This window comes from Halomonas hibernica, assembly GCF_013183775.1.
Taxonomy (GTDB): Bacteria; Pseudomonadota; Gammaproteobacteria; order Pseudomonadales; family Halomonadaceae; genus Vreelandella; species Vreelandella citrativorans.
The window spans coordinates 101,607-115,794 of sequence record NZ_VIFN01000007.1; the positions used below are offsets into that span (position 1 = coordinate 101,607).

The following is a 14,188-nucleotide window of genomic DNA, read 5'->3' on the forward strand; positions in this document are numbered from 1 at the left end:
TACAATCGGGTTTTCGTAATCACCTTCTGACGGCCAGGAGTCCTCCATGTTCGAGGTCAAAGGCGCTACCTTTGCGATCAACGGCAAGCCCCTTTTACAGCCCATTGAGCATACCTTTCAGCAAGGCAAGGTCTACGGCCTGATTGGTCATAACGGCTCGGGAAAATCGACTCTGATCAAGCTACTGGCCCAGCAGCAGCCGGTAAGCCAGGGCGAGATCTATTTTGACCAACGCTCGCTCAGTGCCTGGGGCAACCGGGAGTTTGCGCGCCAGGTGGCCTATCTTCCCCAGCATTTGCCCAGCGCCGAAAATTTAACCGGCCGAGAATTGGTCGCTTTTGGCCGCTACCCGTGGCACGGCCTACTGGGCCATCATAACCAGAAAGATAAAGACGCGATTGACCGAGCCATCACGCTCACCCATACCGAAGCGTTTGCCGACCGCTTGGTCGATACGCTTTCTGGAGGTGAGCGCCAACGCGTTTGGCTTGCCATGCTATTGGCACAGGGTAGCCGCTTTTTGCTGCTTGATGAGCCGCTGGCCGCGCTGGATATTGCCCACCAGATGGAAGTCCTCGCACTCATTCGCAAGCTCTGCGATGAGCTCGGCTTGGGGGTTATTATCGTTCTGCACGATATTAATATGGCCTCGCGCTACTGCGATGAGCTGATGGCCCTACACAGCGGCCGCTTGCTCGCTCACGGCACGCCAGGTGACATGATGAGTAATAGCACCCTGGAAGCTATTTATGGGTTGCCCATGCAGGTCATGCAACACCCTAACGGCGAGCATAATATCGCGGTCGCTCAATAAACGCGCTTTTGTAAAACGCACTGATTCGCAACTAACACTTCAACTGATAAGCATTATCGATTAAGCTGACTCCTTCACTTTCAACCTGCGCTAACGCCACATCGTTACTGTTTGCGCAAGTGTGCTTGAACTTTTACAAGTTCATGTCGGGAGTTTTGTTATGCCACCGCTAGCCCTGACCCACTCTGCCTGTACCTTGCCCTCGCTCGCTGACTGCTATCAGGGCGCACTTGTGCTGCTTACCCCGCCCTTGATTGGCGGCACGCCACCGGCCGGTGCAGTAAAGGCTTCGCGCTGGCGCAATGCAGCACTGCTGGAACAGGATCTGGAGCGCTACGCTGCTCGCTACCCGGGTGGCGACAAGCGCGCCATTACGTCGCTGTGGTCGAAGTGGCATTTCAGCGCGTTGACCGTGCCTACCCTCGCTTCTCACCTGCTTCTTAACCGTGATCTACCGGTAGAGCAGGATGATGTACACGTCATTTTGAATGATGAAGGCTGTACAACACAGCTTTGGCTGCCCCATGAAGGCGCGTTGATGGATGCTCAGGACTCCAGCGAGCGCTTTGCCAAATTGATTACCCAGCACTGGGCGCCACTTATTGAACGCTTGTCCGCCATTTCAGGCGCAGCCCCCCGGGTGTTCTGGAGCAACGCCGGTGGCTATCTGGATTACTATGTGAAGGTACTTGCCGAACACCCGGAAGTGAACCAGGCGGCGCTTAGTGCTGCCCGAGCACTGCTGGAATCGCGCCATATTGATGGCCAGCGCAATCCGCTCTTTGAGCCTGTACGCACGTATACGCCCAAGGGCAGCGATGAGGTGAAGCAAGTACGCAAGCTTTGCTGCCTGCGCTATTTATTGGATGAGTTCAGCGTGTGCAGCAATTGTCCGCTGGAAGGGTGTGACCGAGTGGCCCGCAAACGAGCCACCTAACGGCTGTCTAGCTGTATATTTTTTAACTTCAGATCTCTAACCTCAGATTTTTAACATCAACTGTTAATCTGAGTGACCGCATCCTGGCTTGCCAGATCGCGCTGCGCGCCGGTTAATTCTCTTAGCTGCCCTTGGGACATCTCCAGCAAACGGTCGGCATGTACGAAGTAGCTATCATCGTGGCTGATCGCAAACACCGTTTTGCCCATACCACGCAGGTGCGGCAATAGTTCTCGGTAGAACAACCGCCTGAACTGAGGGTCCTGGTCGGCGGCCCACTCATCAAGTAGTAAAATATCCCGCTCTTCGGCAATCGCCAGTAACAGTGCCAGGCGCTTGCGCTGCCCTTGGGAAAGTTGGGTATTAATGACCCGATTATCCTCCCACTTCAGCTTTTGCTGCATTTGTAACCGCTCAAGCCAGGTCGCTACCAGCACAGGGTCGGCATTTTTCCCGTCCGCCCCCATCGCCAGGTCAAACTGATGAAAGTCGGTAAATACACTGGCAAATCGCGCTCGAAACCCTTGCCACTGCGCCTGTGTGAGCGTCTGTCCATCCACCTTGATATGCCCGCTTTGCGGCTGATACAAGCCAGTTAACAAACGCGCCAGGGTGGATTTTCCGCTGCCGTTACCGCCAATCAAAAATACCTGCTCACCGCGCTCAAGCGTCAAATTGACGGGCCCAACGTGAAACCCTTCGCCCTGCTCACTGCCAGGATAGTGATAAGTCACATCCACAAGCTCAAGGCGCTGCCAGGCAGCAAAGGCGTCATCAACCGCAAAGCCCGGCTGATACTCGGCAAGCTCCAGGCTTGCCAGCTTATCAAACGCGACCTGTGCGCTGATCAAGGTGGGCCAGGCGCCGATGGCTTGAATTAAAGGCGTGCGTAAGAACAGTAACGTCAATGCAAAGGTAGCGGCAACGGCAGGTGTCGCCCAGCCCAGCCCGTTGGCCATGAAAAACACCACGCCAATGGCTCCCAGCATCATAATGTTGGACCAGTTCCCCGCACTTAGATGATACGTATCCGCGCGAATAATATGGTAGCGGTACTCGCGCGCGTTGCGGGTGAAGGTGGCATCAAAGAAGCGCTGAGCCCGGTCACGGTTGAGCGCTAACTCTTTGCGCCCTTCAATGGCGGATTGGTAATCTTTGTAGAGACGATCTTCGCTTTCGCGTACCAGGCTAAAGTGCCGATATACCTTCGAAATCAGCACCCAGCCCACCCCCATCGTGGCCGCAATCCATATCACGGTAATGACCACCATTTTCGGTGAAAGCCACGCCAAATAGGCGACCGAAGCAAGCGCCAACACGGCACCCTGCACAAGCTCAGGCAGGCGCACAAAACCAATGGTGATATTACGCACATCACTTGAAAGACTCGCCAGCAGCGTGGCATTACCCAACTGCTCAAGCCGCTCGATATCAGTGTCCAGAATGCGCTTCACAAGCCTTGTGCGCAGGTCATACACAAAGTAGTGCCCCAGCAGGGTAATCGCTAACTGGGTCCCCAGCGTCACAACGAGCAACACAAATAGCAAACCCAAAAACTGGGGCAGCGCTGAAAGCGGGCTGCCAACTTCAATCAAGCGCTGATTAATAAAGGCAATGACGCCAACCCCGAGGCCCGCGCTTAAAAGGCTTAACCCAATGGCCCCTAAAAATGGCCAGCGGTAATGACGAAAGACAACCTGCAACAACTCCATTAGCGCTTCCTGACAGAAAGATAGGCAGCAAATTGTGACGGACTACCTCGTCAAGTCAATGCGCAAAGTGATTTTCATTTGCAAATGAGGCGTTCATACGCAGCGACCAAACGGCCAATGAGCCAAATAGTAAATGAGCACCTACAGATCGACGCAAGAATCTACGAAAACACTAGCAGCACGGTACTGATAAGCGCGCCTAACGCGAAGGGCCAAAAGCGGCTATGGCGGTCTTCCGGCAACTCCTCTTTCAACACGTTAAGCACAATACCACCGGCCACAAACGCATAAAGCAGGCTGACAATGGGTTCAGAGACATCTACCGTTAACCCCAGTAGCCAGCCGACAACCACCGCCGTAGCCAGCACCCAACGGCCCTTGCTTAAGTAGACATCCCGGTGATGACGCACCAAGCCATGGTCGTTGACCAAAAAGTGCGCGCTCATCGCCAGAAAGAAAAAGATAATGGCAGGAAGCTCATTATTGCGATAAACCAGTAAGTAGCCGATAAGCGCGTTATAAAGCGAAAAAGAGCCAATATGTATCCAAAAAACGCCTTTCAGCTTTTGAAAATTAACCGACTCATCCTGCTGACCTTTATGTGAGTGCTTTGTCGCAGCTTGCTCAAGCCCATAAAATACCGCCAGCCCAATGAGCGCCACGATATAGGCGTTATGCTCCAGCACCGCCAGCAGGCCGTGTGCGTTAATGGTTTCGTGAGCATCGCTTAGGGTAGGAAATATATGAATAAAGACATAAGCAACAGAGACGCCACCTGCTAACGAAAGCCAAGCGCTGCGAGGCACAGCGCTTAGCTTTCGAAGCCTGCTGGCAAAGATATGCACGGCGGCCAAACCGATAACGAAAGCAATCTGCAGGCCCATATATCATCGCTCCCTGCGAGGGTTTGGGCTTGAAACCTGGTCGCTTGAAACCCAGTCGTTTGAAACCTAGTCGAATAGGCTCATACGTTTGGTGACATTATCGCGCTTTACCCGCCAATGAAATAACGCTCCCGCCACGTGCAAAACGATTAACACCACAATGGCCCAGCCAAGACGCGCGTGCCATGTGTAGAGCTGGTCAGAAAGCGCTGGGCGTTCACTGATCAGTGCAGGCAGTTGCCACTGAAAGAATTCAACCGGATACCCACCGCTGGCGGTCGCGACCCAACCCAGTAGCGGCATCACCACCAACGCCAAATAAAGCAGGTGATGCACGCTGGTACTGACAATACGCTCAAACGCATTCAAGGGCGGGTCGTGGTCAGGTACGACAAACGCCATGCGGGTCATTATGCGCAGGGTCATTAGCAGTAAAATCGTTAAACCCAGGGTTTTATGGCTGGTATAAAGCAGGTTAGTGAGCGTGTTGCCTACCAGCGCCACCGTGCGTTCATACCCTATCGTTCCGATGGTTAAGCCACTGGCCAAAGCAAGTAGCACGGCGACAGCCACCAGCCAATGCAGCACCCGGTGTGGATAAATGTAGTGATCCAATTCGTGCATTGAGCACTCCTGGCAGCAACGTTATATGGCGTTTAGTCTAGCTATATTAAGTCGATTAATCATTCAACGCTTTACACTTGATCTTATAGCGCCTCACTGGGAGCCGCTAGCTGCTCACGAATCAACTCGCCCAAGCGCCGGGCTGGCTCGGATGGCCGATGAGGCGCACGGTGCAGCGCCAGCTCGATCATGGGCAAGGCGGGCAGGCCGCTACTTTCATCCAGCGGACGCAGTGAAGGGGTCAACATGCTGCGTGTCACCACGACAACGGCAAGCCCGGCAATGACTATCGGTGCCAACCCCGCCATCGACTGGCTGGTATACGCCACCCGCCAGTCACGCCCCTCGCCATGCAGTGCCTGCTCGGCGACTTCCCTAAACACATCAGCACCTGGTGAGTAAAGCGCCAGCGGGATAGGGTCACTGAGTAACGGCTGCTGGTTAACGCCCACCGCCCAAACCAGCGGCTCGCGGCGGATAACATCGCCACCGGGTGAGTTACGTTGGCGCGTCACCAGGGCTAAATCAAGCTCAGCGGCTTTTACCTGTTCAACCAAGTGGGCACTTGTTCCGCAAATAACCTTAAGCCCCACCGCTGGATAAAGCTGGTGAAAGTAGGCAAATACCGACGGCAGCAGCGATGCGTAATCTTCTGGAATGCCCAAGGTCAGATCCCCGGTTACCTGCTGGGCCTGCATATCGCCCCATGCTTCGTCGTTAAGCGCCAGGATGCGCCGTGCGTGAGTAAGTAACCGCTCACCATCTGGTGTGAACCGGATACGCCGTCCATCACGTTCGTGCAGGCTGAGCGACAGCTGAGCCTCCAAACGCTGAAGCTGCATGCTCACCGTGGACTGCGTGTAATCCAGCCGTTTCGCCGCCGCCGTGACGCTACCGGTATCGGCAATCGCCACTAGCGTACGTAGCAGCGTGAGGTCTAACGTTGGCGCCCGCATATATCACCATTATTGATTAAAACAATCACAAAAGATCGATATTGTGATGTGTTATTAACGAGTATGCTGCGTTGCATATGTTCCAGGCAAGGAGATCATTGATGCAACGTACACATTCCCCTATCGTGTTTCCTCGTTGGTATAGTGTTGGCGCCGCGTTAGTGGCTGTCATCCTGTGGAGCGTGGCCCCCTTGCTTGCTGAACGTGCTCACTCGTCTTCGCCCTTGCAGCTAACCGCTTTAACACTGCTAGCTGGCGCATTTGCCACACTGCCGCTAAGCCGCCGCGTTACTACCACTCACTGCAGCCTGAACTGGCAGTTAGGCATCTGGGTAGGTATTCCGTTGTTGATACTGGGCGCAGTAAGCACTTACTTTATAGGTATGCGCCTTGCGCCTGCGGCCGAGGCTGCGCTTATCACGTACACTTGGCCAGTACTTTTTGTGTTGTTAAGCCAGTGGAGCCGCTTTGGTCGGATACGCTTGGCCGGTATTACCGGGGCGCTGGTTGCCTTTTCAGGGGCTGCCATTCTGCTCGTGCCGCAGGCATTAAGTAATGGTTTGGGAGGAGCAACGCTGGGCTATGGGCTCGCCTTGCTTGCCGCCTGCTGCTGGGCACTCTATTCATGGTTAAGCCAGGCCGCCCCCGTGTGCATTACGCCACTTCTCCCTCGCCTGCTGCTGATTGCCTGCGCCATCGCGACGCTTGCCAGTATCGGAATGGAAGGCCAGCTGGTTCTACCCAGCAGTGAAGCGCTACTGGCGGGCGTTGCGTTGGGGTTAGGGCCTTACGGAATCGCCATGGTAGCCTGGGATAAAGCCCTGCGCTGGGGGCATGCAAGCCTGGTTGGCAGCCTTGCCTATGGCGTGCCCATTTTAGCGGGCCTTTTGCTGGTACTTGCGGGCGTTAGCGTACTGGATTGGCGCTTACCCACTGCGGCGCTGCTGGTAGTGGTGGGCTGTTTAAACGCTGGCCGATGAGACTCATCGCCATACCCATGCCTGCTTATTAATTAATGAATAAGCAGCAGAGCAGGAGCATTGAGATACTGATTAGCTCCTGCCCCGCACGGGCTGTTTACTTCTCCAAACAGCCAATTACCTTACCGATTCTCATTGGCCTAAATAGCGAGGCTCAACAATCCCTTTTAATTCCTCAACAGGGATCGTTAACTCAGGCTGCCCCATCACATAGGGAGCAATTTCGTACACGTTGTATTTTACCATCCACTCCTTTTCAAGCGGTGCCACGTTGGTGCTGTCAGTAAATGGCCAGCTGGACGCAAAATCCTCGCCAACATCCTGCTCACTCATCCAGCGCTCATGCGCCTCGGCTAACGCTTCATCAAAACCCTCCTGGCCGCCAGCCATGAGCATATCATCGAGAGTCACCACCTCATTCAAACGCTCATCAATGACCATGAACTGCGTGGATGGTAAACCGTGGGCCTGGCCTGCATAAATCACATAGCTATCAAGTTCAAGCACCAGAAGGTCGTTCTGACGGGAAAACACGCTGGCACTCAGCTGTGCTTCACTCGCCATCGGGTGAGGCAGCCTGGTATTGTCCTCTTCAGCACGATGAAAAAACTCATCCGCGAAGTGATCCCAGTCGTCAGCGGGCGTGTCGTCGCCATCGGTGATACCCAAGGCAAGCGCAAGCAGACGTTCTTGCACCTGCTCTGTTAATGCGGAGTTATCAGGAAACGTTAATGCAGAGATCTTTACCGTTGAACAGTGCTCATCCTGACAATCAGGAGATGAATACTGCTTATCCAATGGCTGGTATGCGAGGGCGCTGGTATCGGCCGTTTCAGCATTAGCTGATTGGCAGACACTAAGCAGCAGAACCGCAGCGGGACATACACTCATTTTCCAACGAAGCATATTGTATCTCCATGTAAGGCATTTTGTCGGGCGCCAAGTTGAGTCTAGTCATACTTAAGCGCCCTTGCCCACCAAGAAGAGAAACAACAGCTTAAAATAGCGTAATCAGTTACATACTGGGCTGCATTTGCGCCGGCTCAGCGGTTACGTCAAGTTCAAACAACCCGCTGCTCGCCGTGCTAAAGCCACGTGCAATGACCGTATAGGTACCCGGCAGCAATTGCTGTTGCAGTTGCGCATTGGTACCGGCACCACCATCGTCATCACTAACAGCGACACCTTCGCCCTCAAGTTCCAGATAAGCATCAAAGTCGCTGGAGCGCATACCAATGGTGACTAATGAGCTTTCGGCTAGCTCAAGCTCGTACACCAATGACTCACCGGTATACCAACCGTTTAACGTTTCACCAAGCGTGATTGCACCGCTGTTACGCAGCTCGACCCCTTCAGGTAGCTCTTGCGGTGCCAAGGTAATTCTGAACAAACCGCTATCACTGCCATAAGCAGTACGCGCCGTTAACTGATAAGTACCGGGCTCAAAAAAATCAGCAATACGGGCATTCAGGTTATCGCCGCCATCGTCATTTTCACGGTAATAGCCATCAGGACCTTCGAGCACTAGATAAGCATCAATATCATCCGACATCATGTCAATCTGGTACATGCCCGCTTCTTCAATTTCAACCTGATAGCTAAGATCCTGGCCGCTATACAAACCATTTAATGAGTCGTTGGGCACAATGCTGCCGTCGTTGCGCAGCTCGCCATCGCCGGGTAATTCGCGCGACTCAGCAGTCAGCGTGAAAAGGCCAGCACCTTCGTCATAAGGTGTGCGCGCCGTCACGGTGTAGTCACCCGGCACCAGGAAGTCTGAAATTCGGGCATCCAAATTACCCGCGCTATCGTCGTCCTCTCGGAAATAGCCATTTGGCCCGCTAAGCTCAAGATACGCATCAAATTCATCGGAACGCATTTCCAACTGATACATGCCCGCTTCTTCGATGGTCAGCGTATACTCACTAGAAGTGCCATCCAACCAGCTGTCCAGTGGAGCATCAAGGGTCAATACTGTGCTATCGCTTAGTTCAACCACTCGGCTGTTCAACGTATAAGGGCCGTAACTGCTGCTATCAGCACCGCTGACCACCACCATGTAATCGCCCGCTTGCTCAATACGGTGGCGTGCAGTAGGCGCTACGCTCAACAGCTGAAGCTGATCATCATAAAGCGCTACGATGCCATTCAGGGCACCGCGCAAACTAAACTCAACCAGATCACTCTCATCAAGCGTCATCATGTAGCGGTCATAGCGGCTTCCATCATTGCCATTAAGCAGGTCACTGGCCGTAATTTCCCCACGCAGTTGCTCGCCAAGCGTAATGCTATCCAGCCCCGCCAGTGCAGTTTGTTCGGCGGTTTGAGACGCCACCGAGGAAGAGGAAGATGCATCGGAAGAGAGCGTCTGTGCAGCTAAAAAGCCGACAACAGCTCCCCCTACCGCAACCACGATTAGCGCAAAAGGAGAGGATTTAGCCATTAGGGCGTCCTTGATCAATGACGGAAGGATGGGTCGTTCAGCAAGATTAATAATACGTAATGGTAAGTAAAATGCTCAATGAGCGGTATCATTTTAATGTACCAGAAGAACTTTACTTATATTCCTACACCTCCCGTTAACCCCCTGAAATGCAAGGTCATAACGGGAACATCAAAAAATACGCAACTTTGGGGTCAATTGCACCGAACGTCTTAAAGCTTGCTGACTCTGAAAGAGCGCGTTACCATCCCTTCGCCTATCCGGCACCTCATTGATGCTTGCGAGACTCTCGACCGACACGAATAACTGAGGTACTCCAATGGGAGCCCCTACACGACTATTTCGAACGAGTTGTTTAGCTGTCCTGCTTATCGCCATGACAGCAAATAGCGCGTTTGCCAACGACACAGATACACAGGAAGGCGTTGCTTCCTACTATAGTGACCGCTTTCAAGGCGCGCTCACTGCCAGCGGAGAAGCGTTTGACCAGCAGGCACTCACCGCTGCTCATCCTAGCTTACCGTTTGGGACGAAAGTGCTGGTAACCCGCCCTGATACAGGGCAAGAAGTAGAAGTGCTGATCAATGACCGCGGCCCCTTTGTAAAAGGGCGGATTATTGATCTATCCAAACGAGCAGCACGCACACTGGGCATGCTGAACCAGGGAGTAGCCCCGGTTATGGTAACGTTGCTGGATTAACGGATAGCACACCCCCTAAGTGTGTGGTACCCCTTAGCCGCTCAACGACACATCACTTCTGTTATTCGCTGAATCCTACAGGGCGCTCATTTGAGCGCCCTGTTTTTTTGTCTCCTGTTCTTGCCTGGTGTTTTAGATGCTTGGCTTACCGCATAAATGACTTCAAAAAAAACGAACTTACGCGCAAGGTAATGATCTCTATGCTTCAAGTACATCTGTTTCAAGTACGTTAATACGCTTTCACGTGACTGGAGGTATGCATGAAGTCTCATTTCTTTACCCTCACCGATTACCCCAACGGCTTACCCGAACGTGAACTGTTCACCCTGGACTCCCAATCACTTCCTGATCTCAGCCCAGGTGAAGTGCGTATTCGCAACCGCTGGCTCTCGGTAGACCCCTACATGCGCGGCCGTATGAGCGGGCAACATACGTATGTCGCACCGTTCAGGCTGGGTCAGCCGATGGAAGGTGGCGCAATAGGCGAAGTGATTGCCTCCAGCGATGAACGCTTAAAAGAGGGCGATATTGTTAGCCATATGGGTGGCTGGCGCGATATCGCTCAGCTCTCTTCAGCAGGCGTTTACCCATTACCCAACGCTGATGTACCCGAGCAGGCGTATCTTGGGGTATTGGGTATGCCTGGCATGACGGCCTGGACCGGCCTTAACCGCATTGCCGAGTGTCGCCCTGGCGACAACGTGTTGGTAAGTGCTGCCAGCGGTGCGGTAGGCTCACTAGTGGTGCAACTTGCCAAGGCCAAGGGTTGTCACGTGGTCGGTATTGCAGGTGCAGCGCATAAGCTTGCGTGGCTTGAGTCGTTGGGTGTTGAGCCCGTTAGCTACCGCGACCGCAGCGCTCACGAGTTAAGCGATGCGATACAGCTGGCCAGCCCCGAAGGCATTGACGTTTATTTTGAAAATGTGGGAGGCATTTGCCTGGAAGCCGCATTAAGCCAGCTAAATGAAGGCGCTCGTATTGCGGTCTGCGGCATGATCGGAAGTTATAACGCCGAAAAACCCACGCCAGGCCCCAGCAATCTGTCTCAAATGGTGGTACGCAAAGCGAAGATGCAAGGATTTATTGTGGCAGACCATTGGGATCACTACCCTGAGTTCCTCAAGGAAGTAGCTCCCCAGGTAACGGCGGGTAAAATTGATTACAAGGAAACGGTTAAAGAGGGCTTGGAGAGCACACCAGAGGCGTTTTTGGAGCTGTTCAAAGGTGGTAATACTGGCAAGATGCTAGTGGCACTAGAGCGCTAACACCGTGTTAGAATGAATAAATAGTAGCAACACACCATGGCCACGCTATCTTTATAGCGTGGCTTTTTTATGCGCTATCCAACGCCGTTTGATCAGTTCACATCCATTACTGGTACTTTCGGCGCAGCTCAGTCACCTGTTTGATGGGTAAACCCCGTCGAAGCCGGTACCAAGCCTAGCCATCAACAGCTATCAAACGTAATAAGCTGTCAATCGTAATAAACAGGGGGAACACTCATGGATGAAAATACGCGAACACGCGGGAAATGGCCTGCCTTACTGCTAGGCCTCTTACTGATTGTTGCAGGCCTGGCGTTAGCGGTAGGCGGCGGCAAACTCATTAGCCTCGGCGGCAGTGCCTACTATTTGATAGTTGGCATTGGCATTACCGCCACCGGTATTTTACTCGCTATGCGCAGGGGCGCTGCCCTTTGGCTTTATGCGCTAATTTTAATAGCGACGCTGCTTTGGGCACTGTGGGAAGTTGGCCTGGACTGGTGGCAGTTGGTTCCCCGCGTCGCCGTTCTTGCGCTCATCGGCATCATTATGCTGCTTCCCTGGTGGCGAAAGCCGCTTCGTTCGCGAGGCGGAAGTCTCGCGCTGACCGCCAGCATTGCAGCCGCTATAGTGGTGGCTATCGCCAGCCAATTTGATGACCCCACGACCATTGATGGCACGCTTGCCAATAACAGCACGTCGGGTAGTGAGAGCGTCAACCCCGCCCAGGTAGCCGGCGATGACTGGCCTGCCTATGGCGGCACCAACGCGGGCACGCACTACTCATCGTTAAGTCAAATCACCCCTGAAAATATTGGTCAACTGGAAGAAGTATGGCGTATTCAGACCGGTGACCAGGCGGGCCCCGACGCCCCTCCTGAAATTACCAACCAGAATACGCCGTTAAAAGCTAACGACAGTCTGTATATCTGCACCTCCCACAGTCGCGCTATGGCGCTTTCTCCCGAAACCGGTGAAACCCTGTGGGAGTTTGACCCGCAAATCAGCACCCAGGGCGCCGACGACTTCTCGGGCTGGGCGCACATGACCTGCCGAGGCCTTGCGTACTACGATGCTGCCAACTACGCAGACAGCGGTACAGATGATGCGAGCGAAGCAGGCGTTCAGGCGTCTGAACTTTTTGCGGATGCCAGCGCCTTTGATATCGACGTTGCTATTCTTAGTGGTTTGACCGAAACCGCTGCAGGTGATGCTGACAATGCGCCCTCGGCAATTATTAGCCAAACCGATGTGATGTGCCCGCGCCGTCTTTACCTGCCCACCGCCGATGCCCGCTTGATCGCCCTGAATGCCGACACCGGTGAGCCTTGCGAAGGGTTTGGGGTAAACGGCGAAGTTGATCTAACCCGCAACATCGGCAGCTTCAACCCAGGCGGCTACTACTCCACCTCCCCTGCCACCGTGACCGAGAACCTGGTCATCCTGGGCGGCCACGTGACGGATAACAGCTCAACCGATGAGCCGTCAGGCGTTATCCGCGCCTTTGATGTGCGCACTGGCGAGCTGGTATGGAACTGGGATAGCGGCAACCCGGAAGAAACAGAACCGCTTGCCGATGACGAAACCTACACGCGCAACTCGCCCAACGTATGGGCGCCCATTAGCGTTGATGAAACGCTGGGGCTGGTGTACCTGCCAATGGGCAATGCAACGCCCGACCAGTATGGCGCGGACCGTACCGAAAACGATGAAATCTACAGCGCAGGCTTGGTGGCGCTTGAACTCGAAACCGGCCAGGTTGCTTGGGTCTATCAGTTCGTTCATCACGACCTGTGGGATATGGATATGCCCGCTCAACCCGTACTGATTGATTTGGCGACCAGTGACGGAGTTCAACCCGCGGTGATCCAGCCAACAAAGCAGGGCAGCCTTTACGTGCTTAACCGGGAAACCGGCGAAGCGATCGTGCCGATTGAAGAAATCCCTGCGCCCCAAGGCGCCATTGAAGGCGACTGGACAGCAGAAACTCAGCCGCGTTCGGCACTCAATCTGCTACCCCCACCGCTAACCGAGCGCGACATGTGGGGTGCATCACCGTTTGATCAAATGATGTGTCGTATTCAATTCAACTCACTGCGCTATGAAGGCCAGTACACGCCTCCCTCGCTTGAAGGCAGCATCATCTACCCGGGTAACGTCGGGGTGATGAACTGGGGCGGCGTTGCGGTTGACCCTGAGCGCCAGGCGCTCTTCACCGGGGCCAAGTACTTGGCATTTATCTCGCGCTTGATTCCTCGTGATGAGGTTGAAGAAGGCCAGGGGTCTGCCAGCGAACAAGGGCTACAGCCAAACGCAGGAGCCCCGTACGCCGTTGAACTAGGGCCGCTGCTGTCGATATTTGATTTGCCCTGCCAGGCACCGCCCTGGGGCGATGTAGCGGGTATCGATCTGCAAAATGCCGAGGTCGTGTGGAAGCACCGCAACGGCACTACGCGTGACAGCATGCCCTTTGATTTGCCGATTGGTTTGCCGGTGGGTGTTCCGGCACTAGGCGGCCCGCTCTCCACCGCCAGCGGCGTTGTCTTTATGTCGGGCACGCTGGACCAGTATCTGCGTGGTTACGACATCACCACGGGCGAAGAGCTCTTTAAAGCACGCTTGCCCGCCGGTGGCCAGGCCACCCCCATGACTTATACCGGCGCCGATGGCCGTCAATACGTGGTGGTAACGGCGGGTGGTCACGGCACCTTCGGAACTAAAATGGGCGATTACGTTATCGGGTACGCACTACCTGAATAAGCGTTTACTCATCGTCTCGTCATAACACAGCGGGCAGCCCTTGGGCTGCCCGCTGTCATTACAGTGTAGTGGCCATTACCGAAGCCTTCGCCGATTAAAGCCGAAGGCTTGAAACC

At 54.2% G+C, this 14,188-nt stretch carries 12 protein-coding genes; 6 read left to right on the forward strand and 6 right to left on the reverse strand.

Going from position 1 to position 14,188, the window contains the following annotated elements; genetic code table 11:
• Positions 1-46: 46 nt before the first annotated feature.
• On the forward strand, positions 47-814 hold the full coding sequence (locus FKN99_RS12065; RefSeq protein WP_172118091.1) for an ATP-binding cassette domain-containing protein: 768 nt from the start codon (positions 47-49) through the stop codon (positions 812-814).
• A gap of 160 nt (positions 815-974) precedes the next feature.
• Positions 975-1,751, forward strand: coding sequence for a siderophore-iron reductase FhuF (gene fhuF, locus FKN99_RS12070; protein ID WP_172118092.1), 777 nt, complete (start codon positions 975-977; stop codon positions 1,749-1,751).
• Between the two features lie 56 nt (positions 1,752-1,807).
• Here the strand turns inward: fhuF and FKN99_RS12075 are convergent, their stop codons facing one another.
• The 4 genes from FKN99_RS12075 to FKN99_RS12090 form a co-directional block, all read right to left on the reverse strand.
• Positions 1,808-3,463: a multidrug ABC transporter permease/ATP-binding protein gene (locus FKN99_RS12075; RefSeq protein WP_172118094.1), complete on the reverse strand. Its 1,656-nt coding sequence runs from the start codon at positions 3,461-3,463 to the stop codon at positions 1,808-1,810.
• Positions 3,464-3,624: 161 nt separating this feature from the next.
• Positions 3,625-4,347: a hypothetical protein gene (locus tag FKN99_RS12080; protein WP_172118096.1), complete on the reverse strand. Its 723-nt coding sequence runs from the start codon at positions 4,345-4,347 to the stop codon at positions 3,625-3,627.
• Between the two features lie 66 nt (positions 4,348-4,413).
• On the reverse strand, positions 4,414-4,971 hold the full coding sequence (locus tag FKN99_RS12085) for a cytochrome b (protein ID WP_172118098.1): 558 nt from the start codon (positions 4,969-4,971) through the stop codon (positions 4,414-4,416).
• Positions 4,972-5,054: 83 nt separating this feature from the next.
• On the reverse strand, positions 5,055-5,927 hold the full coding sequence (locus FKN99_RS12090) for a LysR substrate-binding domain-containing protein (RefSeq protein WP_172118100.1): 873 nt from the start codon (positions 5,925-5,927) through the stop codon (positions 5,055-5,057).
• 101 nt (positions 5,928-6,028) lie between these two features.
• Between FKN99_RS12090 and FKN99_RS12095 the strand changes: the two genes are divergently transcribed.
• Positions 6,029-6,907: a DMT family transporter gene (locus tag FKN99_RS12095; RefSeq protein WP_172118101.1), complete on the forward strand. Its 879-nt coding sequence runs from the start codon at positions 6,029-6,031 to the stop codon at positions 6,905-6,907.
• A gap of 132 nt (positions 6,908-7,039) precedes the next feature.
• Here the strand turns inward: FKN99_RS12095 and FKN99_RS12100 are convergent, their stop codons facing one another.
• The gene (locus tag FKN99_RS12100; protein WP_172118103.1) at positions 7,040-7,813 is read right to left on the reverse strand and encodes an RsiV family protein; all 774 of its coding nucleotides are present in this window, start codon (positions 7,811-7,813) and stop codon (positions 7,040-7,042) included.
• Positions 7,814-7,922: 109 nt separating this feature from the next.
• Positions 7,923-9,350, reverse strand: coding sequence for a hypothetical protein (locus FKN99_RS12105; RefSeq protein WP_172118105.1), 1,428 nt, complete (start codon positions 9,348-9,350; stop codon positions 7,923-7,925).
• A gap of 376 nt (positions 9,351-9,726) precedes the next feature.
• Here FKN99_RS12105 and FKN99_RS12110 point away from each other — a divergent pair, with 376 nt between their 5' ends.
• From FKN99_RS12110 to FKN99_RS12120, 3 genes are all read left to right on the forward strand, one after another.
• On the forward strand, positions 9,727-10,050 hold the full coding sequence (locus FKN99_RS12110; protein WP_406565430.1) for a septal ring lytic transglycosylase RlpA family protein: 324 nt from the start codon (positions 9,727-9,729) through the stop codon (positions 10,048-10,050).
• 260 nt (positions 10,051-10,310) lie between these two features.
• Positions 10,311-11,315 (forward strand): NADP-dependent oxidoreductase, encoded by a 1,005-nt coding sequence (locus tag FKN99_RS12115; protein ID WP_172118108.1) that lies wholly within the window; start codon positions 10,311-10,313, stop codon positions 11,313-11,315.
• A 237-nt stretch (positions 11,316-11,552) separates the two neighbouring features.
• Entirely contained in the window at positions 11,553-14,072 is a 2,520-nt protein-coding gene (locus FKN99_RS12120; RefSeq protein ID WP_172118110.1) for a glucose/quinate/shikimate family membrane-bound PQQ-dependent dehydrogenase, read from the forward strand.
• Positions 14,073-14,188: the final 116 nt, after the last annotated feature.

Coding starts and splice junctions, on each gene's coding strand:
- FKN99_RS12065 (WP_172118091.1), top strand. CDS start 47: ATGTTCGAGGTCAAAGGCGCTACCTTTGCGATCAACGGCAAGCCCCTT.
- fhuF (WP_172118092.1), top strand. CDS start 975: ATGCCACCGCTAGCCCTGACCCACTCTGCCTGTACCTTGCCCTCGCTC.
- FKN99_RS12075 (WP_172118094.1), bottom strand. CDS start 3,463: ATGGAGTTGTTGCAGGTTGTCTTTCGTCATTACCGCTGGCCATTTTTA.
- FKN99_RS12080 (WP_172118096.1), bottom strand. CDS start 4,347: ATGGGCCTGCAGATTGCTTTCGTTATCGGTTTGGCCGCCGTGCATATC.
- FKN99_RS12085 (WP_172118098.1), bottom strand. CDS start 4,971: ATGCACGAATTGGATCACTACATTTATCCACACCGGGTGCTGCATTGG.
- FKN99_RS12090 (WP_172118100.1), bottom strand. CDS start 5,927: ATGCGGGCGCCAACGTTAGACCTCACGCTGCTACGTACGCTAGTGGCG.
- FKN99_RS12095 (WP_172118101.1), top strand. CDS start 6,029: ATGCAACGTACACATTCCCCTATCGTGTTTCCTCGTTGGTATAGTGTT.
- FKN99_RS12100 (WP_172118103.1), bottom strand. CDS start 7,813: ATGCTTCGTTGGAAAATGAGTGTATGTCCCGCTGCGGTTCTGCTGCTT.
- FKN99_RS12105 (WP_172118105.1), bottom strand. CDS start 9,350: ATGGCTAAATCCTCTCCTTTTGCGCTAATCGTGGTTGCGGTAGGGGGA.
- FKN99_RS12110 (WP_406565430.1), top strand. CDS start 9,727: ATGACAGCAAATAGCGCGTTTGCCAACGACACAGATACACAGGAAGGC.
- FKN99_RS12115 (WP_172118108.1), top strand. CDS start 10,311: ATGAAGTCTCATTTCTTTACCCTCACCGATTACCCCAACGGCTTACCC.
- FKN99_RS12120 (WP_172118110.1), top strand. CDS start 11,553: ATGGATGAAAATACGCGAACACGCGGGAAATGGCCTGCCTTACTGCTA.